The organism is Pseudomonas sp. BF-RE-21, from assembly GCF_019947305.1.
Taxonomy (GTDB): Bacteria; Pseudomonadota; Gammaproteobacteria; order Pseudomonadales; family Pseudomonadaceae; genus Aquipseudomonas; species Aquipseudomonas migulae.
Window position 1 is genome coordinate 13,642 of sequence record NZ_JAGYGF010000014.1, and the last position, 26,418, is coordinate 40,059.

Below are 26,418 nucleotides of genomic sequence, written 5' to 3' on the forward strand. Positions count from 1 at the left end.
GGGCGAAAGCAACGCTTTGTCATTGATATTGTTCTGCTAGACAGAACATCATTCCTTTTGGTGGAACAACTTTCCGACCAAATTTTTAAGCTGTCAAGTTTTTGTCCATTCGTTGACAAGCCACCGAAACCCGGCAGATACTAAAAATAGAACAATATTCTGTCAGGTAGAACGTTTATCGAAGTGCCCTGAAACAAGGGCTTTCGTGGCGTCTCAGGAGGGCTGGTGATGGGTCATTCGAACGAAATCGATATTCTGGTCAGCGAAGTCGGACCCCGTGACGGGTTGCAAAGCGTCGCGGCGACCATGCCGACCGAACTGAAACTGAAATGGATCGCCGCGTTGGCGAGCGCCGGGCTACGAGAGATCGAAGTGGGTTCCTTCGTGTCGCCGAAGCTGCTGCCGCAGATGGCTGATACCGCTGCAGTGGTGGCTTTTGCGCGGACCTTGCCCAACCTGTTCGTGACCGCGCTGGTGCCCAACCTCAAGGGCGCCGAAGCGGCATTCAAGGCGGGCGTGCAGAAAATCACGATGCCGATTTCGGTGAGCGAACCCCATTCCCTGGCCAACATCCGCAAAACCCACGCCGAGGTTTATCAGGAGGTGCGCAACGTCGTTGCCTTGCGCAACGAGCAGTACCCGCACGTCGAAATCGAGGCCGGTTTGTCGACGGTGTTTGGCTGCACGATCCAGGGCGAAGTACCAGACGATGACACCGTGCGCATGGCCCTGATCATGGCCGAGCTGGGCGTCAACGAAGTGGGGCTGGCCGACACCGTCGGTTACGCCAACCCGACACAAGTACGGCGCTTGTTCACCCGGCTGCGCCAGGAATTGCCGGGCATTGCCGGCAGTGCCCATTTCCACAACACCCGCGGCCAGGGCCTGGCCAATGTGCTCGCGGCGCTGGACGTCGGCGTGACCACCATCGACGCGTCTCAGGGCGGCATCGGCGGGTGCCCTTATGCGCCCGGCGCGTCCGGCAACATCGTCACCGAGGACCTGGTGTACCTGCTCGAATCCATGGGCCTGCGCACTGGCATCGACATCGATCGGCTGGTGCAGGCCCGCGAATGGTTGCGCCAGGGCCTGCCGGGAGAAGCGCTGTACGGCTTCATCCCGGACGCCGGGGTCGGCAAGAATTTTCACTATGCACAGAAGGCGCTATGAACATGAGCCCCAGCCAACAACAAAAGCCTCTGCCGCTGGCCGGCATTCGGGTCATCGAGTTTGTCCACATGGTCATGGGACCGACCTGCGGCCTGGTGCTGGCTGACCTCGGGGCCGAGGTGATCAAGGTCGAACCTGTTCCTGCGGGCGACAACACCCGGCGCTTGATGGGCTCCGGCGCGGGGTACTGGACCACCTACAACCGCAACAAGAAAAGCTTCGCCGTCGACCTGAAATCCGCCGAAGGCATTGCTGCGATCAAAAAGCTGATTGCCACCGCCGATGTGGTCACCGAGAACTTTCGCCCCGGCACCATGGAAAAACTCGGCCTGGGTTACGCCGACGTGAAAGCCATCAAGCCGGACATTATTTACAGCTCCATGAAAGGTTTCCTGCCAGGCCCCTACGAACATCGTACGGCGCTGGACGAAGTGGTGCAGATGATGACGGGGTTGGCCTACATGACCGGCCCGGTCGGCCAGCCTTTGCGCGCCGGGGCGTCGGTCAACGATGTCATGGGCGGGATGTTCAGCGCGATTTCGATTCTGGCGGCGCTGTTGCAGCGTAACCAAGGCGCTCAGGGGCAGTTCGTGCAGACCGGCCTGTTCGAGAATTCGGCGTTCCTGGTGGCCCAGCACATGATGCAAAACGTGGTCACCGGTACACCGGCGGCACCGATGCCGAGTCGGGTTTCGGCGTGGGCGATTTATGACGTGTTCAGTTGCGCCGGTGAAGAGCAGGTCTTCCTCGGCGTGGTCAGCGACAGTCAGTGGAAAAGTTTTTGTGAGGTGTTCGGCTTCGATGCCTTCGGCAGTGATCCGCAGTTGGCCGGCAACAACCAGCGAGTCGCCGCGCGCAAGGTGATCCTGCCGCAAGTCCGCGAATGCCTGGCGGGCATGAGCAAGGAACAGGTGATGGCGCTGTGTGAAAAGGCCGGTCTGCCGTTTTCACCGATCCAGCGACCTCAGGACCTGTTCGACGACAAACACCTGAACGAGTCGGGTGGCATGGCTGAGGTGACGTTGCCTGACGGTCAATCGGTCAAGGTACCGATGCTGCCGTTTGAAATGGACGGCCAGCGCTTTGGTACGCGCTTGAATGTGCCTGAGTTGGGCAGCCATAGCGATGAGTTGCTGGCGGAGTTGGGTTATTCGGGTAGCGATATCAGCGCACTGCATCGCGCTGGCGTGATCAAGTCCGAGGGGTGAAGGGTGGTCGCCCGTTCGCTCAACGGTTAAGGTAGCCGCTGCGCAGCCCGGTGCTGGCGCCGTCCTGAAGTTTTGTCACGAGCGAACATGAGCAAACAAACCCCATCGGAAGACGAACCTTCCACGCCCGCTGCCGAAGGCGGCGTGGCGGCCGTGGATCGCGCCTTTGCGATCCTCGCGGCGTTCGACGTCGGCAGCAACAGCCTGCCACTGGCGGAAATCGCCCGGCGCACCGGCCTGTATAAAAGCACCATCCTGCGTTTGATGAGTTCGCTGGAACGGGCCGGTTTCATCCGCCGCCTCGGCGATGGTCAATACGCCGTCGGCCCCGAACCGCTGCGGTTGGCGCAGGTCTACCAGACCTCGTTCCGCCTGCGGGACGTGATCTACCCGCTGCTGGAATCCTTGTCCGACACGAGCGGCGAAACCTCCTCTTTTTACGTACGGGAAAACGACAGCCGCGTGGTGTTGTTTCGCGTCGAGCCGAAGCGCGCAGTCAGGGTTTCCCTGCATGAAGGTGCCCGATTCCCACTGAATGCCGGGGCGTCGGGCAAAGTCCTGCGAGCCTTCGGCGCGCTATCCGAGCCGACCCTCGGTGCGATTCGCGAGCAATTCTGGGCAAGTTCCTTTGGGGAACGGGATCCGGAGACGGCTTCGGTGTCGGTGCCTGTATTCAATGCCGCGTATGAATTGACCGGTGCGTTGACCTTGTCCGGCCCGGCGGAGCGATTCAGCCAGGAGAAAGTTGCCACGGCGTGCGGCTTGTTGCTCGACGCAGCGGCCAGGGCGACCGTCGCGTTAGGCGGGGACAATCGCGAATTGCTCAAGGCGGCTGAGCGCATCACTTAAGCATTGCACAAACCCTTGTAGGAGCCAGCTTGCCGGCGATCCTTGGCGACTCGGTGTATCTGGTCAACCGAATCGCCAGCAAGCTGGCTCCTACAAGGTCAGCTTTCAGCTTTTTTATCTGCTGTTTCCAACTCCCTCAGACGCTGATCGATCAACTGGCACTTGTCCGGCAGATCCGCGCTGGCCGTGCCCAAATCCATTTTCTGCAATTCATCGTTGATCTCCTTGGCCTTCTTCGGATTCTGCTCGGTGAGCTTGGCCACTTCCTTGGCCAGTTGTTCGCGTTTGGCGGTGGCCTCCTCGGGTGTGCAAGCCCAGGCGGGGAGGGCGCAAGCGAGGGTGGCGGCGAGGGTGAGTTTCAGCAAGGTTTTCATGGAATGGGCCTCGGTTCCGTTTTGGGCGGTTAATCGGTTGAGGCCACTCGGGACCTTAAAGTTCCGCTTGCTGCACACGGTGGAAACAGCGCCTGGGAATCGTCCTGTTGCCCTTGGTTTTTCTTCCAGCATGCGTTCAGAGGTTTCCTGCCGTTTCCCGGATTGGTCTGTTTCAGGCGATAGCGCTCATCGGTTTGCGTTTCCTGGCAGGATGAATAATTGACGTCAGGATAGTGGCCATCTAACATCGCGCCACTATTTTGCTATTACGCCCTAATTCGAGGGATCGAACATGTCTCTGCCCGCCCTCGTGGCGAGGTTGTGCCTGGCTTTGCTGTGCCTTTCTCCACTGAATCTCGCTCATGCCGCGCCCACTCCCGGTGAAACCGACCTCATCCGTGAACGCCAGGATCGTCTGCTCGAAGAGCAGCGTCGGCGCCTCGAAGAGCTTAAAGAGTTGCCCGGCAAGGAAGTGAAACCGGTCCAGCCCTCGGCACCTGCCGACAGCCGTTGCTTCCCTATCCAGGACATCGAACTCAAAGGCACCGACAGCCTTTCTGCCGGTGAACGCGAACGCTTGCTCAAGCCCTACATCGGCCAATGCCTGGGCGTCTCTCAGCTCAACGAATTGCTCAAGGTCATCACCACTCGCTACATCGAAAAAGGCCTGGTGACCAGCCGCGCTTACTTGCCGCAGCAGGACTTGTCCGGTGGGCATTTAAAAGTCTTGGTCGTTGAAGGGCGGCTTGAAGGTCTGAAAGGTGCGCAGGGCAGCCAACTCTCGGACCGCGAACTGGCCATGGCTTTTCCGGGCCAGAGTGGCGGATTGGTCAATCTGCGTGAAATTGAACAGATGGTTGATCAGCTCAACCGCTTGCCGTCGAATCAGGCGCAGATGGAATTGACCCCGGGCCAGAACGTCGGCGGCAGCGAAATCCTGGTCAAGAACACACCGCAAAAGCCTTGGCGCGTCGGGTTGTCGCGCAGCAACGACGGTCAGCGCAGCACCGGCGAGCAGCAGTGGCGCACGACGCTGGACTGGGACAGTCCGCTGGGGCTGGCCGATCAGTTGATGCTGCGCGGCGGTGGCGATGTGATGACCGATCACCAGCACACATCCAACAACGCAACGCTGTATTACAGCCTGCCGTGGGGCTGGTGGGACTTCAGTTACACCTACACCCAGAACGAGTACCGCACGCAGCTTGTCGCCAACGATTACCCCTTCAAGCTGACCGGCGACACCGAAAACCATCAGCTGCGGGCCGAGCGGGTGATCCACCGCGATGCCATGAGCAAGACCTCACTCAGCGCCGGCCTCTCTTATTTGCGCACCAACAACTTCATTGAAGACAGCAAGCTCAAGTTCAGCAGCAACCGGATTACCGAGTCGCAGTTCGGCATCAATCACGGTCGGCGCGTCGGCAGCGCGTTCGTCAACCTCGACCTGGGTATGCAGGAAGGCATCGGCGCACTCGATGCTCAGGGCAATGACCATCCCGCCCCCGGCGAGCCGGATGCGCGTTACCGCAAATACATGGCCGTCGCGTCCTACCTGCAACCGTTCAAGGTGTGGGGCGAGTCGTTCAGTTTCACCAGCCTGATGACCGGCCAGCGCAGTGAAGACGTGTTGTTCAGTCCGCAACGCACCAGCCTCGGCGGGCAATCGTCGATTCGTGGCTACAAGGACCAATCCTTGTCGGGCGACAGTGGCGGTTACTGGCGCAACGATCTGCGCTGGACCCGTCCAGTGAGCGCCGAATGGCTGCGCCCGGTGTTCGCTGAATACGGCACTAGCCTCGGTTACGACCAGGGCGTGATCCGCGGCAATCGTTTCAATGACGATCAGCACGGGCGCATGTCCAGCAACTCGGTGGAGCTGTTTGCACGCGGTCAGCATGTCGCCGCCAGCGTGACCTTCGCCCACTCCCTGGAACGCCCGGACACCCTGACCGAGCGTGAAGCGCCGATCTATTTCCGCGTGGATTTCTTCCTTTAATTTCGCTGCATCGAGACCTTCCACATGGACGTTCGCCAGTACGCTTTCCTCGCTCGCCAGTCTTCTGCCGTGGTGAAAACCCGCGAGCACTTCTGGGGTATGCCCAAGCGCGGATTGGCGTTCCTGCTGGCCAACGTCATGTTCTGGCAACCGCTGTGGGCGCAGGCCGACGGCATTGTGGTCGCTACACCGGGCACTACGCTGGACAATGCCGGCAACGGCATGCAAATCGTCAACATCGCCACGCCCAATGGCAGCGGTCTGTCGCATAACCAGTTCCATGATTACAACGTCAGCGCCCAAGGGCTGATTCTCAACAACGGCTCGGCGCAGACTTCGCTCACGCAAATGGGCGGCATCATCATCGGTAACCCGAACCTGAAAAACAGCGGTTCGGCGCAGACGATCCTCAACGAAGTCATCGGCGGCAGCCCCAGCCAGTTGCGCGGTTACACCGAAGTGGCGGGGCAGTCGGCACACGTCATTGTCGCCAACCCCTATGGCATCACCTGCAACGGCTGCGGCTTCATCAACACCCCGCGCGTGACCTTGACCACCGGCAAACCGGTGCTTGATGGCGCGGGTCGCGTCGATCACTTCCAGGTCGATCAAGGCAGCATTGCCATCGAAGGTGCCGGGCTCAACGCGAGCAACATCGATCAGTTCGACCTCATCACCCGCTCGGCGACGATCAACGCCAACCTCTACGCGAAAAAACTCAACGTCATTACCGGGCGCAACAACGTTGACGCCACCAGCCTGTCGGCCAAGGCCCTGGCGCCGGATGGTTCCACAGCGCCAATGCTGGCAATCGACAGCAGCGCGCTCGGCGGCATGTACGCCGGTGCGATCAAACTGGTGGGCACCGAGCAGGGCGTGGGCGTCAAACTCGGCGGGGAGATGGCGACCAGTGCCGGTGATCTCAACCTCGACGTCAATGGCAAGCTGACACTGGCGACCACCGGCGCCAGCGGCGCGCTCACGGTCAAGGCGCAAAGTGTGCAAGCGGATGGCCCGCTGTACGCCGGCGGCAACCTGAACGTCACGGCCAGTGAAGACCTGTTCAATCAGAAGAGCATCGCTGCAGGCGGCAACGTGATGCTGGCCAGTAACGGCCAACTGACCAACCTCGGCATCATCGAAGCCGGGATCAATGCCGACAACACCCACAACCTGACGGGCGACGTGCGGATCGACGCCAAAAACCTGCGCAACGCGGGCCAGGTCATTGCTGCGCGCAAGCTCACCGCCAACGTCGAAAAAGACTTCGATAATCGCAAGGGGCTGATGAGCGCGAACGCGGCGCTCGCCAAAGTGACGGTCGGCGAACGGCTCGACAACACCGAAGGTACCCTTCAGGCGAAGACTGATCTGGTGGTCAGCGGTGCAACGGTCATCAACCAGAACGGTGCGATGCTCGGCAAGGCGGTCACCGTTACCGCCACCCACCTCGACAACAGTCAGCAGGGCCGCGTCGTGGCGGACAGCGGCGCGCTGACCGTGACGGTGGATCAAGCCGTCAACAACCAGCAGGGACGGCTGCAAGCCACCGACGGTGATGTTGCACTAAAGGCCGGCAGCGTCGACAACCGCGCAGGTGTCGTAGTCGGGAAAAAAGTGGCGGTGACCACCACGTCAGGCAATCTGGACAACCGCGCCGGGCAAGTGCTTGGCAACCGTCTGGAGGTCGACGCCAAAACCGCCGTTGATAACCGTGACAGCGGCCAACTGCTCGCGGGCAGCGACGGCTTGAAACTGAAAGCCAAAGGGCTACAGAACCAACAAGGCAACATCACCGCCGGTGGCAGCCACGCTGAACTCGATCTGGGTCAGGGCCGTCTGGACAACCAGTCGGGCACCCTCAGCGCGAGCAGCGTCAGCCTGACCGCGGGTGACGTCGATAACAGTGGCGGCAGCCTTGTCAGCCTGGCAGGCAACCTGCAATTGACGGTGGATCGTCTGATCAACCAGGGCGGCTTGATCGAAGCCAGCCAGAAGTTGCAGCTCGATGGACAGAGCCTGGACAACAGTGCCGGGGGCCGACTGCTTGCGCACTTCGGTGATTTGAGTCGAATCGCCCTGCAAAACGAACTGGATAACCGTGGCGGACACATCGCCATCGGCAGCGATAACTTCGTCCTGCAGGCCAGCACCTTGCGCAACGGCGCCGGGCAGATCGAACACGCGGCCACCGGTCAGTTCAGCGTGAACTCCGCCCGCCTGTTCAGCGCCCAGGGCCGCTTGGTCGGTCTCGGCAGTGGCGACTGGAACATCACTAACGTCGACGGTATCGGCCTTTGGCATGTCAACGGTGCGCTGGATATCAGCGGCCTGCAAAGCATCGCCCTGCAAGCCGGTGATCGCATCGCCAGCGCCAGCAGCCTGAGCCTGGATGCGGTCAGCCTGAGCAATGCCGGCGAGTTGCTCAGCGACGGCGACCTCACCCTCAAGCTGTCCGGCAACCTGACGAACCAAGGGCTGATTTCGACCCAGCAGGCGTTGAAAATCAAAGCGGTCAACGTGACCCAGAACGACGGCCGAATCGCCAGTGCCGGCAACGGCGAACTGGTCCTGAGCGGCACGCTCGACAACCTCGGCCGGTTGACCTCCAGCGCCAATCTGAGCGTCGTCGCCGACCGCATCGACAACGGCGGCACCCTTGGCGCGCAGCAGCTACTCACCCTCAGCGCTACCCGAGACATCAACAACCGGGCGGACAGCCTGATCTTCAGCGGCGCCGACATGACCTTGCGCGCCGACAGCCTGTTCAACCGCTACGCCGACTTCTACAGCAAAGGAAAACTCAGCTTCGCGGCCCGTGATGGCGGCAAGGCCAGCCAGTTGATCAACCGTTCCGGCAGCATCGAAAGCGGCAGTGACATCGACATCAAGGTGCGCGAGCTGACCAACGAAAAGGCCGAATTCGAAGCCACCCAAAGCATCGCCAGCCGCCGCATCGTGATCAACTGCACCGATTGCAGCGGCGGTACTCACTCCGGCTATTACATCGTCCGCACCCTTTACGAAGGCAGCATTCTCAAGGACTCCCCGGCGTCGCGACTGCTGGCTAACCAGGACCTGCTGCTAGACGCGGTCACCGTCACCAACGGCCAGAGCCTGCTGGCCGCCAACCGCCACACGACCATCACGGCCAGCAATTTTTATAACCGTGGCTTCACCCTCGACAATCGCGAAGAGAACATCAACTACTTCCTCGACGGCGTCAGCAAGAGTGCCTACCGGGTCACCGAGGCCGCGACCAACGCCTGGAACGCCAACTACGCCGGGCAGCCACTCGCCAATCAGGCGCCGATTCCGATCGAGGTGACGAAATACCCGATCGAGAACATCACCAACACCATCATGCCCGGCAACAACACGACCCATGTCGGCACCGTGCAGGCCGGTGGCGCGCTGAAACTGAACGTCAGCGGTGAGCTGGTCAACGGCAGCCTCACCAACCAGGGGAACGCCCAACTCATCGGCGCCACCCTCGACAGCCAGGCCTTTGGCGCCGGTGGCCAGCAAATAATCCTCGCCAGCCCGGTGGGCAGCCCGGGCCCGTTGAAGGACGTCAAACGCATTGAAACCGTCGCTGTCGACGGCAGCGTAAAAGTCAGCTTTGTCCCGGTCGATTTTACCGGCGCAGCCTTCGTCGGCATCGACCCGACCTCGCTCCCGAGTTTCCGCCTGCCTCAAGGCAGTTACGGCCTGTTCACCCAAAGCCGCAACCCGGCCAACAAATACCTGATCGAAACCAACCCCTCGCTCGTCGACCTCTCGAAGTTCATGAGCTCGGACTATTTGATCGGCAAGCTGGGCTACGACCCCGACCAGGCCGCGCGCCGACTGGGCGACGGCCGCTACGAAACCCGACTGATTGCCGACGCCGTGCGCGCCCAGACCGGCCAGCGCTTCCTCGCCGACGGCCTGAGCAGCGACTACGAGCAATTCCAGTACCTGATGGACAACGCCATCAGCAGCAAAAACGCCCTGAACCTGAGCGTCGGCGTCATGCTGACCTCGCAGCAGGTGGCCGCCCTGACCCACGACATCGTCTGGATGGAAGAACGGGTCATCAACGGCGAAACCGTGCTGGTGCCGGTGCTGTACCTGGCCAAAGTCGACTCGCGCAATCTGCGCGGCGGCAGCCTGATTCAAGGGCGCAACGTAGAGATAATCACCGGCGGCGATCTGAAAAACGTCGGGACATTGCGCGCCAGTGAAGACCTCAGCGCCTTGAGCGGCGGCAGCATCTTGCAGGGCGGCCTGGCACAGGCCAACGCCAACCTGACCCTGCTGGCGCAAGACAGCATCCGCAACGCCATGGCCGGGGAAATCCGCGCCGACAAGGTCAACCTCACCAGCCTCAAAGGCGACATCGTCAACGACCGCACCGCCACGGCATTCAACATCGGCGCCGGCAGCGCCACGCAACTCGATGCCGGCGGCAGCATCAGCGCCGGTTCAAAACTGACGATCAACGCGGCGAACAACCTGACCAGCAAAGGCCGGATCAGCAGCGGCGGCGATGCCACGTTGACCGCCGGCAACGACATCAACCTGCTCGCAGTGGAAGACCGCACCGTCACCCGCGACGCCCTGCGTCGCGGCATGCGCACCGAAGAAACCCTCACCCAGTTGGGCTCCAGCGTAACCGCCGCGGGCAACCTGACCCTGCACGCCGGTCGTGACCTCAACGCCGTCGCCAGCAAGGCCAGTGCTGGAAAGGACCTGAACGCCAGCGCCGACGGCGACATCAACCTGATCTCGGCCGAGGACGAACACAACCTTGAGAGCCGCTACAAGAAGGGCAACAAAAAGGTTCATGAGGTCGATGACCAGACTCGTCAGGTAGCCAGTGAGTTTAGTGCGGGGGGGAATTTGTCGGTCAAAGCCGCAGGGGATGTAACGCTGCTGGCCAGTAACCTGACAGCAGGCGACGAGGCCTACGTTTACGCCGGCAACAACCTCAACGTGCTCGCCGCGGAAAACAGGGATTACACGCTGTATGACATGACGGCCAAAGGCGCGTTTGGGGCGAAGAAAACCAAACGTGATGAAGTGACGGATGTGAAATATGTCGGCAGTCACATCACCAGCGGAGGGAACCTGACGCTGGAGAGCGGTGGGGACCAGTTGTATCAGGTCGCCAAGCTCGACAGCGGCAAGGACATCGTTATCGACAGCGGTGGCTCGATTCTTTTTGAAGGGGTGAAAGATCTTCACGACGAGAACCACTCCAAGAGTGACAGCGACCTGGCCTGGTTCGAAACCAAAGGCAGCGGTCGCACCGATGAAACCCTGCGTCAGAGCGAACTGGTGGCCCAGGGCCGACTGGTCATCAAGGCTGCTGGCCAGATCAGCATCGACATCAAACAAGTCGATCAGCAAAGCGTCAGCCAGACCATCGACGCGATGGTCGAAGCCGACCCGAATCTTGCCTGGATGAAGCAGGCGGAAGCGCGTGGTGACATCAACTGGCGCCAGGTGAAGGAGATTCACGAGAGCTTCAAATATGACAGTTCCGGGCTGGGTGCCGGCGCGAAAATCGCCATCGCGATCCTGATGTCTTTCATCATGGGCCCGGCGGGCCTAGGTCTGGTGGGCGGTGGTGCCGGGGGCGTATTTGCCACCAGTCTGGCGACCACTGCGGTCACCAGCACCATCAGCAATAAAGGCAACTTGGGCGCTGCGTTCAAGGAAACGTTTAGTGCTGACAGCCTGAAAAGTGCCGCAATTGCTGGGTTCACTGCGGGCATGCTCGATTATGCGGACACCAATTGGTTCGCCGGGGCGGCGGAAGGTACAAAGTCCGCAAACATTCTTACCAGCACCAATTTCACCGACATTGCGACACGGGTAGCTGGCCGGGCGGTGATCTCCAGCAGCATCTCAACCGCTATTGGTGGCGGCAACTTTGGCGACAACCTTGGTGCGGCGCTGGTGGGAGAGGCCGGGAATGTGGCCATGGCGACTGGGTTTAACTGGATCGGCGATACCATCAAGTTTCCCGAGGGCAGTCTTGAGAAAACCGTAGCGCATGCGTTGATGGGGGGCTTGCTATCGAAGGCTACTGGCGGTGATTTTGCCACCGGCGCGGCAGCGGCGGGGCTTAATGAAGCGCTGACGAATCAACTGGTCAGTCTTGCGGATGGCAACGACCAGTTGCACGTAATGATGTCGCAGTTAACCGGGCTCCTTGCCGCCGCGGCGGTGGATGGGGATCTCCAACAGGGATCAGATATTGCGAAGAACGCCACGCAGTACAACTGGCTGCTACACAAAGAAGTTACAGCGGCGGATAAAGCTCGAGCAGCTTGTGGTTCGGGGATTGGTGCTCAAGCGTGTCGGGACAACATCACCCGGGCAATATCAGCATTGGATGCCGAAAGACAACGTGATATGGAGGAGTTTGGGCGCCAGATTCAGCTGCGTGGACTACAAGAAGGGTGGACGCTCGATGAAATAAATGCAGCCAAGGCTAGTTATTTTTCAGGCGTTGACACAAAACAACTTACAACCGTCTACCCCCCGTCGATGGAGCCTGGGTTTCTGGCCAGAGAAGGATTTACGGGGTTCAAGGACCGAGCTGTTGCGTGGCCAGGAGGGGTGGTTGACACAGCAAAATCGGCTTGGGATGCCTTTTTATCCCCTTTCGATACGATTGGTTCAATCGCAGGCGGTATCGGCGGGATAGCGCTCGGGATTAAGGACTGGATTACCAGCCCGATCCCGTCGCATGCGCTAGAAAGGGAGTTTGATAAAGTAGCGACCGCCTCTGCCCAGCAGTTAGGGGGTATGGTTTTTGACACGACTACTGGGCTTGCCACAGCTTATATTGGTGGGAAAGCTGTTGAGTGGATTGGTGGGAAATGGGTTAATGCAAAAGCCCCAGGTGATACTGTAGTGCGCAGCGATAATGACTTTTCTTCACCGGTCGGGGGAAATGGAAAACCAAAGGCATATATCAATGAGAATGGCGATTTGGTTCCTCCTAACCCAGAGGGGACCGGCAGCGTTCAAACACATGTGCGTGGAGGTGGTTCTGAAAACTCTCCCTACATCTCCGTAACCGACCCGAGAGCTGCCTCGAATCCTAAGAACTACGGTACGCATCAAATCGAAATCGACGTGACGCGATTGCAGCAGGATATTGATTCCGGTGTATTGCCAAATACTAGGTTCTTGAGCAGCCGTGAAATCGCGGCCGAGTTGCAATCAAGGGTAGATGCGGCACGGGAGAAATACACGAACAACCCGTCCACGAAAAATGAGACTTCATTGACGAGGGCAGAGGCAGACTTGCGGAACACCACGCGTGATGGAGAGTGCTTGATCAAGGGCTGTGTCCCGGCCGACTATATTAAACTTATCGATAAATAGGTATTTATCATGGATCGGAAAACAAACGACCTGCTTAATAGTATTCCGGAACATGCAGATTATGCTGCTGATGCAGGAGACTTGGATCCGGAGGATATTCCGCAGGAAAGAATGGATGCTGTGATGGGTTTGCTTCTTCACGCAGATAATGATGTGGTGCGCTTCCTAGCTGCGAAATTATTGACCAGTTGGGGGGTCCATGAAGGCCTGATTGCCTTGGAGAAGAGCATGGAAAGACCTGAAATTATCGAAGGCATCTATTCTCATAGGCTGCATGGATACGATGATACTTATCGTCAGATACTTATGGCAGTGACCATGTATTTTGCCAATATGGCTGACAGGGGGGGAAGAGAGGTGGCGAGAACCCAAGTCTACTCACTCTTGTCGAAAATCATAGCGTTGGCGGGTAGTAAACCTTTTGAAATAACCGATGCTTTTGCTTTCGTGAAGCGAGAAAGATATCTGGAGTATGTACCTCCTATTGAACAGCATCTTGTTTCGATAATTGATCATCCAGAAATACATCGTTGGAAGATTTATGATGCTATCGAATTGTTGATGGATTTTGATCCTGAGTTTGTCATGTCTCTGTTGAAAGAAAAAAACAAGACGATTGATGATTTCAGACCAACAGTACAGGGTTGACGCCAGTAAGCGGGAGGCAGGGATCAGGTCGGCTTCGGAAGAAAAGGTGCGAAAGGCGCGACTAGCAATATGAGAAAAGGGGACGGATTTATTTTTGATTTTTTTTAGTTTTATGCGGTGGCCAGAAAATAAATCTTTCCAATTTTCCCCGAAAAACTATTACTGGGAGTCAGGTATGAAGTCTATTAAGGAGAAAAAATAGATGATCATCGGAGGGTATACCCTTAGTCCTGAGCATGGCAGATCGCAAATCCCTCTCATTGATCAGCCGACCATGGAAGATGTAAGGTCCATTATATGTGAATATAGTAAAGTCGACGGCGTCGCTTCGTTGTCTATTTCCCCGGCACCTGAAGTCGGACCTTACGAAATCAATCTTTATGCTGATTCTGGAAATTATATTCTGATGCTGAACCAATACCTTGATGATGGTGAGCATGTTGTGCGTACTCTTAATAATACGTCGACTGGAGCAAAATTGGTTGATGTTCTGGGCGATTACTATCCGGCGAGTTTTGTCACAAGAAATATAGATGTCGTTATTTCTTGTTTTCAAGAATTTTTGAGGTCCGGTGATGTAAGCTTTGCAGTGTTGAATGCTTAAAGTAAAAAAGAATGTAGGGTGCAAAAGGGCCAGGTCAGATCGTTGAGATAACGGGGACAGATCACATTTTCTGAGGCGGATATATCGGGGACCGTCCACATCTTTATTAATAAAGTTGAGGTCTATCTCTTTTTATCCCTTCCTGAGTGACGTCAGCAAGAGTACCTACCGGGTCACCGAGGCCGCGACCAACGCCTGGAACGCCAGCTACGCCGGGCAGCCCCTCGCCAATCAGGCGCCGATTCCGATCGAGGTGACGCAATACCCGATCGAGAACATCACCAACACCATCATGCCCGGCAACAACACGACCCATGTCGGCACCGTGCAGGCCGGTGGCACGTCAGCTTCATCAAAAAGAAACCATTGCGCTTGAGAAGTTACAAAAAAGTCGCCAGAGAAGGTTTATGAACTCAAAGCGGCTGCATGTGCTTTGGTTCATTGCGCCGCCTCGGTACCGGTGGATGACCGGGACTAAAAGGAGATAAAAGCGCTTGAAACTGCTGGGAAAGGATTCAAGGATGCTCAGAATGCGCTGTTCGCCACCGGTGCCTTTGACGAATATTCGAAATGGGATCAGGTCAATGACGACCTGCTGCTCAATGATAAGGATCTCAAACAGTCAGCGCGGGCCAGCCGGGCGGTACTTGGAGCGATAGGAGCCGCTGCCGGGTTCGGTGGTGCGATACTCACTACGCCGGCTTGTGTGAGCGGAGTTGGTTGCGCTATACCTGCGTTTTCGGGGTTGGGTGGCGCAGCTTCCTTTGTTGATGGATGGCAGGCCACGGGGCAATTGTTTGCCCCCTACGATTACACCCAAGGAAGTAGGGTTCTCGCGTCTTTTGACAGTGCTACCTACCCTGGTGAGGTGAACCCGCTTCGCGACTATGGGACAGAGGCAGCTAAGGCCGCGCTGGAAATCGCGTTGCTCAAGGGGGCAGGGAAGTACCTGGAGGGGACTGGGGCTTCGGTTCTGGTTTCGGGGGTTAAGAAGGACGGTGCGGTTGTAGTTGATGGTGTAAAAGGCGCAAGCCAGACTTTACGAGAGGTCGAAGTAAGCTCTGGTGGCAAGGGAGCATGGTCCAAAGATCTCAGTAAGCCTGAGCCAAATACGATTTATAAAGTGGATGGAAACAAGACCTATCAAACAGATGGTTTGGGACGTGTTGAGAAGGTCGAGTCAAGTCTTTCATTGACTAAAAATGATCGGAATAAATATCAGCAATGTGTGGCAGGCAAGTGTGGCGTCAGTGGGGATGAAGGCGGACACTTAATTGCTAGTATATTCAATGGGCCAGGAGAGAGGTTGAACCTCCTTCCCATGAATGGTAATTTGAATAAAGGTACTTGGAAGTCTATGGAAAATACATGGGCGTCCGCACTTAAAGAAGGTAAACAAGTTAGTGTGAAAATTGAGCCCGTGTATTCTGGAATAAATGTTCGGCCAGATAGCTTTAATGTGGAGTATTCAATAGGTGGCGCTCGTCCAAAAGAGATTGTATTTAAAAACTCACCGGGTGGAAATTGATGCGTAGCGATGATGATATTTACAATGATATTGGGGTTATTTTGTTTGAGGTTGCTCCCGAAGGAGCCTGTAAAGTTATAATGCGTGCACAGTTATCCCAAGAGCTGGATAGCTGTGAGTATGAGTATGACTATGTTGATGAACAAGGTGATGTTGCCTGGTTTACGGCAGGTGGACGAGCAAATACAGATATTTTAGATCTTTTAACGGAGCTGCGCAGTTGGTATGTAGAGAATAAACTTACAGGGGGGCTGCCTGTTTGGAATGGCTGTGAGGTGGTCTTGGATTTGGTTAAGGTTAAAATAAGTATAGACTTTATTTATCCTTGAAAAATTTATAAGTAGGCTTACAAAAGCATGCTTAATATGGCGCAGCTTTTGCACTGGTGTTTTTGCACCCTCTAGGCGAGATAACGGGGACAGACCACATTTCCTCCGCGTTATCAACAATACTATGATGCCCAAGGAAATCGTCTGAAATATGAGGGCGGTGAGTGGAAGGGGTGGAAGTGATCTATGAGAAATTTATTCCCTGATTTGTACTCTGACCTTGTTCCAGGTATGTCAGCAGCAGGATTCTCTTTAGGTGAATCGTTTTCCAATGTTAGCGAAAAAGTTGGGGCGGTTGAGTGGTACGGTCCGGAAGTACCTGTTCGTGACATTCTCCTTCAGAATAACTCTTGGGTCGGAATTAAGAGAAAGATCGGTTTTGGCAATGAGCTTTTATTTTCATATCGATTTATGAATGAGGTGGTCTCGCTGTACTTCGAAAATAGCGGAAGGCTTTATAGGATTGCCGTAGGTGAAGGGTATCGTGGAAAATTTAATAGTGTCAGCGTGGGGGATGATCTCCGGAGCTTAGAAAGGGAGTTTGATGTTTTGTTTAATGATGCGGATGATGACTTTCTTCTAAGAAAAAGTGGAAGCATATTGACAGGGATTAGTTTTGTTACAGACTACAGAGCTTCCTTGGAAGATGCGCCAGAACAAGTTATCAAGTTTATATCAATACATGACTGGTCCCTTCGATAAAAATAGTGGGCAGACCACGTTTTCATAAGCCCATAAAAATAAATAGGTGCAAAAGGGGTAGCAGGAGTTGCTGATGAGATACCTGCGACTTCAGCTATCGCCCGATATGGGCTGCGAGAAGACTTAGCCACACAGGCGGGAATACCGCGTAATCTTGTGGACCAGCCCTCTAGTATTTTGGGGGAACGATAGACGATATTAAGCAATCGTTCATTATGGATGGCGCTACGGTTACATCTGTACCTGCAAAAGCCAGTTCATCAGGCAATACTCAAATATTTAAAGTTGAAGGCAGTGGTACGGGTATTAAAGAATTTCAATAACGGGGCAGACCACATTTTTTGAGGCGGATGTATCGATAGTAGTCCACATTTTTATTAATAAAGTTGAGGTCTGTCTCTTTTTATCCCTTCCTGAGTAACGTCAGCAAGAGTGCCTGCCGGGGCACCGAGGCCGCGACCAACGCCTGGAACGCCAACTATGCCGGGCAGCCACTCGCCAATCAGGCGCCGATTCCGATCGAGGTGACGCAATACCCGATCGAGAACATCACCAATGCCGCTGGTCGCCAGATGCTATCGGATCACTTGGCGCTTTCGGCTAAAACTGAAGGTAATGTGATAAACACGTTCTCAAACCAGTATGGAAAATTCGAGGTTAAAGAGTCATTATTCGTGGGGCCGTCGGGCAAAGCTGCTAACTTTCAGAGCACGTTCCAGATTCTTGATGACGGAACTCATAAACTGAGTACGGTCATACCGCTTCACTGAGGATGCAGTAATGGAGTTTCCTAACGAAAATGATTTTTTGGAGGCGTTTGGTATCGAACCTGTTGAGGTCGACCAAAGTTTGGCCTTGTGTCGTTATAAAGTGAAGTCAAGAAATAGCGATCTTGAATTGGATTGTTCTTTTAGCGCGGTTATGGGGTCGTTTCAGGTTATATTGAAGTTCGCCATGCAGGAACTCGCTATCATTTCGTCAGAAAACGTGAAGTCTATCGAGATTGTGCGGGATAGTTCAGAAGCGGGAGTCCGTGTTGTCTTTGATATTTGTGATTCAATTTCAGAGGCCAGAGTTATATTTGAACCTGATTTGAGCTGCCGATGGTGGACGTTGCGTAAAACGTAGCTGCGATCATTTAATCCTGCTGCCTGATTGGAGCAAAAGCCACTGGTACCTCGGTAGGGGTAACCGGGGCGGACCACATTTTCTGTATAGAAAACGTGGTCTGTCCCCATTTTCCCCAAATTAATATTGGTCTAGGTAAAGGAGTGGTGTTAGATATTTTTAATTATTATATAAGGTCGTTTTCGGAGATTGAGCGATGAATTGTGAGCAGCAAAGGTTGGTGTTTGATCTTATGTTTGAAAGAGTTTCAAAGGAAAAATTTATTGAGTTAGTTTTCGTTGGAAGCGATATTCCGGAAGGTTACGTGTGTCAGGAGTTAGAAGCTGCGCTTGCAATTAAAGACGCTGATAGCGTGGAGTGTTTGCTGATTATTGGTTTTATATTTGGCTTTTTGATGGGGTGTCCAGATATTTTGAGTCGTCTGTTAATTGAAGATTGGCATGTTTGCCATGAAGATATTGCCAGTGCATTGCAATCGCTCAAATATCCTGGTGCTGTTGATTACTTATTTAAAGCTGCGCTGGCTGATCATCCATATATAGGTTCTGAGTATTCTTTGGGTGTTAAGTGTATACATGCGTTGCATGATGTAGGTACGGATAGTGCTAAGGAAAAGCTGCGAATTTTGGCTCAGGCAGAAAATCCTGTTATGTCCGAACTTGCAGGCCGATTGCTAGCCTCTATGTAATCAGTTTTTAGTTAGGGTTTGGTTTGAGACTGTTATATTGTTTGTTGTTAGATGGTATGTTTTTCGAGTGGAAGCATTGCTAGTGCCTTTTCGATGTTGTTGTCAAGGACTAAGTCGTGAAGATTGTGCGCCAATGATGTTACGTCAGTTATGTTCTTTATCCATTCATTTATGTAAAGCTCAACGGCTTGTTTGCTTAGGCCGATCTGAATGGCACGATGTGTTTGCGGTTTGAGGTACAAGTCTCGTTCTGGATCCCACTGGATTCGGACCGGTGCTCGCTCCTTTACTTGGAGCCATTCTTCTTTGCTCATTAATGCATCGGGATGACTGGGGCAGCTATGGGCTAGAGCCCACTCGAAGCCTTCTCGTGAAATATCAATCGCCAAAATTCGGGATTGACCTACGTCCTTCAAACCCCAGCCGGATCGGTACATCATCCATAAAAATGATGGTTTTATCCAAGTCATACGCTCCATCTTGAACGGTGGCGAAGCGAAGGTGCCACGGAGTAGGGGTAACGGGGACAAGGGGTAACGGGGACAGACCACGTTTTCTGTATAGAAAACGTGGTCTGTCCCATTTTCCCATATTATGAATATTTTGGTTCGGCTTGGGGAGGACTGGATGAAACAAGTCTCTTCTAGTGGTTAGTTGCGTTGGCTGAGTGGTATATGAGGGGCTGCGCCGTAGGTGGATCATTCAAACTCAAAAATCGACGTGGGTTTTGTGTGTTATCTCGTTCTTCCATTTGGTCGTGAAATGATGCTTGTTTAAAAGTGCTCAGTGTTACGTCCTGAAAGCTACAAGACCTTGCGCCGTTGCCTACGGGTACGCCAGAATCCGCCGGCTTGTGCGCCTTGACCCTGAACTCTACTGTTTCCCTGCCACTGCCCATCAGTGGTCGGGTTTAGCAGCTCGCGATAACTTGGCTGTGCGTGCATCTGTCTGCAGGTATTTCATTACCTGTATTTGATGGTAGCTGTACGCAGGGCGCCCTCGGGCGCGCCGGATTGCTGAGTTTCCCGGTCTGCTAACCTGCGTGCAGCTGCCACCCTCTTCGTTTAGCAGCGGAGAGAGTTGGCGAATCATTCGGATAACTCAGCAAATGATAAAGCCTACACCGAATCCGCCAGATACCGATCCGGCATCCCCGTACGAACCCGATTCAAACAAACTCAACGAGGCCGCCGAGCGGGCTCTCGATTATCACTTTCCGTCGGCTGCCGACATTAAAGCTACCCCGCGTACACCCAGCACCCTATTTACTGTGGATCCAGAGGTCACGACCGAAACCCTGGCGGTTTTTTTGGTTGAGACGCTGGCCTCGGTCGATGTGATGGTCCATCACTTGGTGGACCTTCTCGATGGTGGAGCGCGTAATGCCCTGCTGGGCATCTCCAACAGCATCATGCTGGCGGAGATCACGGCTAATCGGATGTTGGATCAGATAGACCCAACTGAGTAGGTCCGGGCCACTGTGGCAAGGGGACCGCCCCTTGCCACAGAAACGATCTTCTTTTGAATGGTTCGATTACTGCAATTGAAGTAATTGGAGGCAGGGAGCGTCGTTCGCACCCTTTACGAGACCGCACCGCCACGGCATTCAACATCGGCGCCGGCAGCGCCACGCAACTCGATGCCGGCAGCAGCATCAGCGCCGGGTCAAAACTGACGATCAACGCGGCGAACAACCTGACCAGCAAAGGCCAGATCAGCAGCGGCGGCGATGCCACGTTGACCGCCGGCAACGACATCAACCTGCTCGCAGTGGAAGACCGCACCGTCACCCGCGACGCCCTGCGTCGCGGCCTGCGCACCGAAGAAACCCTCACCCAGTTGGGCTCCAGCGTAACCGCAGCGGGCAACCTGACCCTGCACGCCGGCCGCGACCTCAACGCCGTGGCCAGCAAGGCCAGTGCCGGAAAGGACCTGAACGCCAGCGCCGACGGCGACATCAACCTGATCTCGGCCGAGGACGAACACAACCTTGAGAGCCGCTACAAGAAGGGCAACAAAAAGGTTCATGAGATCGATGACCAGACTCGTCAGGTGGCCAGCGAGTTTAGTGCGGGGGGGAACCTGTCGGTCAAAGCCGCAGGGGATGTAACGCTGCGGGCCAGTAACCTGACAGCAGGCGACGAGGCCTACGTTTACGCCGGCAACAACCTCAACGTGCTCGCCGCGGAAAACAGGGATTACACGCTGTATGACATGACGGCCAAAGGCGCGTTTGGGGCGAAGAAAACCAAGCGTGATGAAGTGACGGATGTGAAATATGTCGGCAGTCACATCACCAGCGGAGGGAACCTGACGCTGGAGAGTGGTGGGGACCAGTTGTATCAGGTGGCCAAGCTTGAGAGTGGTAAGGACATTACGCTGGACAGTGGTGGGAGCATCACGTTTGAGGCGGTGAAGGACTCACATCAGGAAAGCCACGAAAAGAGCAGCAATAGCTGGGCGTGGACCAGCATGGAAAACAAAGGCCAGGTTGACGAAACACTGCGCCAGAGCCAATTGACTGCCAAAGGCCGGACGCTCATCAAAGCAGTCGATGGGTTACACATCGATATCAAAGACATCGACCAACAAACGGTCAGCCAAGTGATCGACGCCATGGTCCAGGCTGACCCGAGCATGGCCTGGCTCAAAGACGTTGAAGCGCGCGGCGATGTGGATTGGCGCCAGGTCAAAGAGCTGCATGACAGCTGGGATGAAAGTCATTCCGGGCTAGGTGGTCCGGCGATGATCATTATCGTCATCATTGTCAGCTACTTCACGGCCGGTGCGGCATCTAGTTTGGTGGCTTCTGCTGCGAACGCAGGGGCGAGCAGTGCATTCGCAGCGGGTGCTGCAGCGACCGCAACGGCGGACGCTGTCGCCGTTGGCTGGGCTAACGCTGCTCTGACAGCAATGATGACCTCTGCTGCCAGTACAGCCGCAGTCAGCACCATCAACAATAAAGGCAATCTTGGCGCCGCGTTCAAAGAAACCTTCAGCGCCGACAGCATGAAAAATTACATCGTTGCCGGGGCCGTGGCGGGTCTCTCAGCCGGTGTGTTCAAAGATTGGACCAACACCACTACAGAACCCGGCACCGCGTTGACCGATTCGACCAAAGGGGTTTTGGCTAACACGGGCAAAGTCGTGGTTAACAATTCAGGCGGACTGAGCAGCCTGGGAGGTATAGCCCAGTTCACCGCGAATCAGGCCCTGCAAAACACTACCTCTGCGCTGCTCAATAAAGCATTGGGGCGCGAGGGCAGCCTGAGTGACGCCTTGCAAAGCAGTCTGGTGAATGCGTTTGCTGCCTATGGTTTCAATTTGGTGGGTGATATCGGCCTGCAGAACGACTTGCCCGAAGGAGGCCTCGCCAAAATCGGCTTGCATGCGGTGATGGGCGGCCTGGCCTCTCTCGCTGCGGGCGGTGATTTCAAGACTGGGGCGCTAGCGGCAGGAGTCAACGAAGCCTTGGTCGGTAAGTTGGCCTCTGCCTATGCCGGCATGTCTAAGGAGGACAGGGATCGACTGTTGGCCATGAACTCGCAACTGATTGGAGTGCTGGCAACCGCTGTTCAAGACCCAGATGCCGATAACAACAAGCTGCAAATCGGTTCGTGGGTCGCACAGAACGGAACCCTGTACAACCGTCAGCTTCACGCCGATGAGCAAGACTGGATCAAGGCGCATGCCAAAGAGTTTGCCGAGAAAAATGGCATCAGTGAAGACGCAGCCACGAAACGTTTGAGCCAGCAAGCACTCAAGGATGTCGACTTCCTGTGGCGATCCATCTTGACTGATGGCGACGACAGTGCAGCGCAAGCCTTCTTGAGCAGTTCCGGGCAGACATTCACCAATGACCTCGGCGGACAACAAGCGCTGTTCACCGCAAAAGGGCAACAGCTGTTCCGGCCAGAAATGTTTGCGGATACAGCTGATCCGAAGTTCTATCAGCAGTTCGTTCAAAGCGGCGTGAGTCGTGAACTGAGTACAGGTTTGCTCAAAGAACTGAAGGATTCTGGCATTGAGATAAAAAATGGCGCTGTGGATCTCGTAAAACTGGCCACCGAGCATCCCAATGTTGTGCTGGGTGGGTTGTGGGAAGGCGCCAAGGAGCTACCTCAAAGCGTGGTGGACGGATTCGTGGAAAGTGGTCATGCGATTGGGGAGGGGGCAGCCGTCGGCCTCGATGAGCAACTTACCAACAAGCTGAACGCCATCTACGGACAGGATGTTCATACCGCTCAAACCACATTGCTGGCCATTCGGACGCTTCTCGCCGTCTCTGGCGCGGGGAGTGCGGCGAAGGCCGGTGGCAAGCTTTCGGAAAAGGCCGCCGAGGCTATTGGGAAAAAACTGGATGAGGTAATAGACAGCCTGGCAGAGCAGGCTTCCGTCAAAAATGGTGGTGTAAAAGGCGCAGCGGGAACGCCAGTAACGAAGGGGCCTTGCTGCTTTGCTGCGGGTACGAAAGTTTCTACACCGCAAGGCGACCGCGTTATTGAGTCGCTCAAGGTGGGAGATGTTGTCTGGAGCAAGCCTGAGAAAGGGGGCAAGCCGTTCGCTGCTGCCATTCTGGCAACGCATCAGCGTTCTGATCAGCCGATCTACCGCCTCAAGCTCAAAAGTGTTCGTGGCGCCGACGCAGCGGAAAGCGAAACCCTGCTGGTTACGCCGAGTCACCCCTTCTATGTACCGGCCAAACGTGACTTCATTCCCGTCATCGATCTGAAACCGGGTGACTTGCTGCAGTCACTGGCTGATGGCGACACCGAAAACACCTCGTCCGAAGTCGAATCGCTTGAGCTGTACCTGCCCGAGGGCAAAACATACAATCTGACGGTCGATGTGGGACATACGTTCTACGTTGGCGAGCTCAAGACCTGGGTACACAACACTGGGCCTTGTGATTTGCCTCCGGATTATTTTGCAGGTGGCGCAAAAGGCTTGGTGTCGGTTGACACGCAGACAGCATTGACTCAGCAGGTTGCAGACTTGCGTGCCATGCTGACAGGCAGTGCTAAAACTAGTGGTAATGTGGGCGTTGCACAGATCGACATTTCGGGGATTCAGCCGACAATGGCAGCGTCCAGCCGTATTGGCATACCAAATGCGGAGCAGCAAGCAGTGGGGTTTGTTGGCGAGGTCTCTGAGACGTTTCCAAGCTCGGTTGTACCGACGGCGAGTAATCCCCCACAGATGCTGAACAGGGCAGTAGATTCGGAGGCGAAAATTTTGAACAATATCGCCGCGCAACTGGGAGACAACACTTCGGTGAAGGGGAGTATTAATCTACTAACGGAGCGGGCGCCCTGTGCAAGTTGTTCAAATGTTATTGAGCTATTCAGAGCCAAGTACCCCAATATTACTGTCAATGTGTTCGATAATGGCGGTGTGATTCGTCCGACTAAAAAAGGACTTTAAGATGCTACACGAAGAGCGTTTGACTTATGAAACCCTGAAAGCGTGGGCTTTGGACTGCTATTACGAGGGGTGTCGAGATCATGCTGTGATGAAGGGGTGGCCTCATGAACAGATCATGGGGTATGTCGATTATCAATTTGAAAATTCTTTCGAGCGTCCGGTGGAGGACTTTATGTGGCGAGTAGTCCTTCTGATTTTATCGGGTGGATGGAATCAAAATTGGTATTCGAGCGCGCGTCAACTGATCGTCGAGCAAATCATGAGAAATGGTATTGACAATATTTTAGCGGGCGTGCCTGCAGCCGAAGCAGAGTTGTTTCGGCATGATCTTAGAGTCTTAAAACTAATTTGACGGTGTAAAAGGTAGTTTCGCGGCTACGGGAGGTGCTGACTTTTACGTTACACCGCAAGGAGCTGCTGTGCCAGCGACTGGCTATCGAGCTGTCGGAGGTCCTGTTGTCGAAGAGGCGTTAACGTTTACCTTTGATACGCTGCCACCCTGAGCAAAAGTGAAATAACATTCGATGATTTTGCGGTAGGCACGTCGAAAGGATTCATTGGAGTTGGTGCCGATGGGGCAGTAGAGTTGGTTGGGTCATTGAAAAAAAATGGGTAAAATGGGGCAGACCACATTTTCTACACGTCTCGGGTGGAGTTTGGTTGTAAGTTACTGGGGTACTCTAAGAGCACAAAGTTGTGCGCCATGAGTGAAGTTATTTATCCTCGTCGTAAAGTTTTCCTGGCTTTTTTTCTTTGTCCGCTAATACTTGGATTCATTGCTGGAATTATCAGAGCAGTAACAGTGCTCACCGAGTTGGTGAGTAATCCAAAATTGCTGGGTTCGGTGAGGGGGGCTGAATTGCTGTTGATGCCGTTTTTGACCCCGCTTCTCATACAGTTGGCTTTCTTCCTGCCGTTTCTGGGTTACGCATTGGTGATTGTATTAATTAAAGTCAAGAAGACACTTCGTAATTGCATGGTTGTTTCCTTTTTTGGAAGTTGTGTAGCCGCGTCGTGGGTGTTTTTGTTTATTTCAAATGTGGTGCAAAACATCAAGGGGGCTCAGTATTCGGACTATGTTATTGAATTACTGGTGCTGTTCGCCGCATCAATGGCTACCTGTTGGTTAACGGCCCATTTCTTTTTACCTGAGGGAAGTCAGGTTGAAGGTTAGAGGGGCTAACGGGGGCAGACCACATTTCCTGTATAGAAAACGTGGTCTGTCCCCATTTTTCTATAATGCGTGATGGAAGTGTAGGGCGTTTTGATCCGGATGCAGGTATCGCTGACGCATGGTCTAGATTCCAAAAAGGAACCTACAAGGCAGAAGACGTCCAGTTGTTTAAGCATGAGTATTTTGAAGCTAGATTTGAAGGCATTTTTAAAGTTGACTATGGTGTTTCGCATGACAAAACACAGGTTCGGTACCCGAGTCCACTAGGGAGCTGAGAGAGGTTATATGGCATTTTATATTGAAATGGATAAAGTTGCAGAAACTGAAGAGTATGTTGAATACGCGTTCGGTAGGGGTCTTGAGATTGGAGTAATCCGGCTTGGGAAGAAGGATGGAACTATTCATGTGTTGAAAGAGTGCCCTCTCGATATGGAAGGAGAATGGTCTCAAAGAGCTGCTATGAAGCTAATTCGTCTTATGAGAAGTGGTGATTTTCCCGAGAGAACTCAGTGGGCTTCTTGACGAAAGAAGGGATAACGGGGACAGACCACATTTCCTGTATGGAAAACGTGGTCTGTCCCCATTTTCCCCATTTTCCCCATTTGGATAAGGCGGATATCGTTCCAATTGATTATAGGAATCTTACACCCGGAAATCAGGGTATGGTTAACGGCTGGATAAAATTGCTAACCTCGGAACAGCAAGATAAAATATTAATTCTGCGGTGAAAATTATGGGTATGTATATATCGATAAATGACAAGTCGGGTTGGGGGGCGTCAGGTGGTGTTTTTGATTGTATTGTTGAAGGCACAAGGAAGTTTTTCACTAAAAACCAAGAAAGCTGTATGAGAACAATATACGAAGCGCTAGATGAGCAGGCACAGAGCTTTATCATTTTAGATAAGGTCTCAGGTGAGTGTTTCAATCTGTTCTATCGCCATTGCAAAACAGCAATGGATGGTTTTCCTGAGAGTGAGCGAGGGAAGTTAGTTCCAGAGAGTCACATTCCAGGGGTGTTGTGGAACTGGTCTGAGGTTTTACGGCTTATGCGAGAAGACTCTCGCTATGAAGAGTAAGCAGGCTTTGGTGCAAAAGGTATTTCTCCGGTTGTAACTGCTGAGGGAAAGATTATAAGAAGGAGACAGATCACATTTTCTGAGGCGTATTTTTATTAGCCGAAATGATGAGGCATAGAAAGGGGTTTT

At 54.5% G+C, this 26,418-nt stretch carries 23 protein-coding genes; 21 read left to right on the top strand and 2 right to left on the bottom strand.

Annotation, left to right across the window (positions count from 1 at the left end; all coding sequences use genetic code 11):
- Positions 1–228: 228 nt before the first annotated feature.
- From KGB25_RS12295 to KGB25_RS12305, 3 genes are all read left to right on the top strand, one after another.
- Positions 229–1,170, top strand: coding sequence for a hydroxymethylglutaryl-CoA lyase (locus KGB25_RS12295; RefSeq protein WP_008044010.1), 942 nt, complete (start codon positions 229–231; stop codon positions 1,168–1,170).
- On the top strand, positions 1,167–2,378 hold the full coding sequence (locus KGB25_RS12300; RefSeq protein ID WP_223435057.1) for a CaiB/BaiF CoA transferase family protein: 1,212 nt from the start codon (positions 1,167–1,169) through the stop codon (positions 2,376–2,378). Before KGB25_RS12295 ends, KGB25_RS12300 begins: the two co-directional genes overlap by 4 nt.
- Positions 2,379–2,465: 87 nt before the next feature.
- A complete protein-coding gene (locus KGB25_RS12305; RefSeq protein WP_008044008.1) occupies positions 2,466–3,227 on the top strand; it encodes an IclR family transcriptional regulator in 762 nt (253 codons plus the stop codon).
- Between the two features lie 98 nt (positions 3,228–3,325).
- On the opposite strand, the gene KGB25_RS12310 is transcribed toward KGB25_RS12305, so the two are convergent.
- Positions 3,326–3,601 carry a hypothetical protein gene (locus tag KGB25_RS12310; protein ID WP_008044007.1) on the bottom strand — a complete coding sequence of 92 codons (276 nt, stop codon included), beginning with the start codon at positions 3,599–3,601 and terminating at the stop codon, positions 3,326–3,328.
- Between the two features lie 292 nt (positions 3,602–3,893).
- Here KGB25_RS12310 and KGB25_RS12315 point away from each other — a divergent pair, with 292 nt between their 5' ends.
- From KGB25_RS12315 to KGB25_RS12365, 11 genes are all read left to right on the top strand, one after another.
- The gene (locus tag KGB25_RS12315) at positions 3,894–5,600 is read left to right on the top strand and encodes a ShlB/FhaC/HecB family hemolysin secretion/activation protein (protein WP_008044006.1); all 1,707 of its coding nucleotides are present in this window, start codon (positions 3,894–3,896) and stop codon (positions 5,598–5,600) included.
- Positions 5,601–5,624: 24 nt separating this feature from the next.
- Positions 5,625–12,986 (top strand): DUF637 domain-containing protein, encoded by a 7,362-nt coding sequence (locus KGB25_RS12320; RefSeq protein ID WP_223435058.1) that lies wholly within the window; start codon positions 5,625–5,627, stop codon positions 12,984–12,986.
- Positions 12,987–12,995: 9 nt separating this feature from the next.
- On the top strand, positions 12,996–13,634 hold the full coding sequence (locus tag KGB25_RS12325) for a hypothetical protein (protein WP_223435059.1): 639 nt from the start codon (positions 12,996–12,998) through the stop codon (positions 13,632–13,634).
- Between the two features lie 202 nt (positions 13,635–13,836).
- Complete coding sequence (locus tag KGB25_RS12330) at positions 13,837–14,238, top strand: DUF6911 family protein (RefSeq protein ID WP_223435060.1); 402 nt, start codon at positions 13,837–13,839, stop codon at positions 14,236–14,238.
- A 115-nt stretch (positions 14,239–14,353) separates the two neighbouring features.
- Positions 14,354–14,614 (top strand): hypothetical protein, encoded by a 261-nt coding sequence (locus KGB25_RS12335; RefSeq protein WP_223435061.1) that lies wholly within the window; start codon positions 14,354–14,356, stop codon positions 14,612–14,614.
- 417 nt (positions 14,615–15,031) lie between these two features.
- Positions 15,032–15,766, top strand: coding sequence for a DNA/RNA non-specific endonuclease (locus tag KGB25_RS12340; RefSeq protein WP_223435062.1), 735 nt, complete (start codon positions 15,032–15,034; stop codon positions 15,764–15,766).
- Complete coding sequence (locus tag KGB25_RS12345) at positions 15,766–16,095, top strand: hypothetical protein (protein ID WP_192225951.1); 330 nt, start codon at positions 15,766–15,768, stop codon at positions 16,093–16,095. Before KGB25_RS12340 ends, KGB25_RS12345 begins: the two co-directional genes overlap by 1 nt.
- A gap of 186 nt (positions 16,096–16,281) precedes the next feature.
- Complete coding sequence (locus tag KGB25_RS12350) at positions 16,282–16,797, top strand: hypothetical protein (protein ID WP_223435063.1); 516 nt, start codon at positions 16,282–16,284, stop codon at positions 16,795–16,797.
- A 386-nt stretch (positions 16,798–17,183) separates the two neighbouring features.
- Positions 17,184–17,567, top strand: coding sequence for a hypothetical protein (locus KGB25_RS12355; protein WP_223435064.1), 384 nt, complete (start codon positions 17,184–17,186; stop codon positions 17,565–17,567).
- Positions 17,568–17,577: 10 nt separating this feature from the next.
- Positions 17,578–17,925: a hypothetical protein gene (locus KGB25_RS12360; protein WP_223435065.1), complete on the top strand. Its 348-nt coding sequence runs from the start codon at positions 17,578–17,580 to the stop codon at positions 17,923–17,925.
- A 196-nt stretch (positions 17,926–18,121) separates the two neighbouring features.
- Positions 18,122–18,613, top strand: a complete 492-nt coding sequence (locus tag KGB25_RS12365) for a hypothetical protein (protein WP_223435066.1) — start codon at positions 18,122–18,124, stop codon at positions 18,611–18,613.
- A 47-nt stretch (positions 18,614–18,660) separates the two neighbouring features.
- Here the strand turns inward: KGB25_RS12365 and KGB25_RS12370 are convergent, their stop codons facing one another.
- A complete protein-coding gene (locus KGB25_RS12370; protein ID WP_223435067.1) occupies positions 18,661–19,164 on the bottom strand; it encodes a DUF4291 domain-containing protein in 504 nt (167 codons plus the stop codon).
- A 557-nt stretch (positions 19,165–19,721) separates the two neighbouring features.
- Between KGB25_RS12370 and KGB25_RS12375 the strand changes: the two genes are divergently transcribed.
- From KGB25_RS12375 to KGB25_RS12405, 7 genes are all read left to right on the top strand, one after another.
- Positions 19,722–20,081 carry a DUF6124 family protein gene (locus KGB25_RS12375; protein ID WP_207286306.1) on the top strand — a complete coding sequence of 120 codons (360 nt, stop codon included), beginning with the start codon at positions 19,722–19,724 and terminating at the stop codon, positions 20,079–20,081.
- Positions 20,082–20,134: 53 nt separating this feature from the next.
- The gene (locus KGB25_RS12380) at positions 20,135–24,037 is read left to right on the top strand and encodes a deaminase domain-containing protein (RefSeq protein WP_223435068.1); all 3,903 of its coding nucleotides are present in this window, start codon (positions 20,135–20,137) and stop codon (positions 24,035–24,037) included.
- A 1-nt stretch (position 24,038) separates the two neighbouring features.
- Complete coding sequence (locus tag KGB25_RS12385; RefSeq protein WP_008037447.1) at positions 24,039–24,389, top strand: hypothetical protein; 351 nt, start codon at positions 24,039–24,041, stop codon at positions 24,387–24,389.
- 351 nt (positions 24,390–24,740) lie between these two features.
- Entirely contained in the window at positions 24,741–25,211 is a 471-nt protein-coding gene (locus tag KGB25_RS12390; RefSeq protein ID WP_223435069.1) for a hypothetical protein, read from the top strand.
- A gap of 285 nt (positions 25,212–25,496) precedes the next feature.
- On the top strand, positions 25,497–25,733 hold the full coding sequence (locus tag KGB25_RS12395) for a hypothetical protein (protein ID WP_032832583.1): 237 nt from the start codon (positions 25,497–25,499) through the stop codon (positions 25,731–25,733).
- Positions 25,734–25,771: 38 nt separating this feature from the next.
- Positions 25,772–25,939 (top strand): hypothetical protein, encoded by a 168-nt coding sequence (locus KGB25_RS30565; protein WP_223435090.1) that lies wholly within the window; start codon positions 25,772–25,774, stop codon positions 25,937–25,939.
- A gap of 5 nt (positions 25,940–25,944) precedes the next feature.
- The gene (locus KGB25_RS12405; protein WP_157222782.1) at positions 25,945–26,289 is read left to right on the top strand and encodes a hypothetical protein; all 345 of its coding nucleotides are present in this window, start codon (positions 25,945–25,947) and stop codon (positions 26,287–26,289) included.
- The last annotated feature ends 129 nt before the right edge of the window (positions 26,290–26,418 follow it).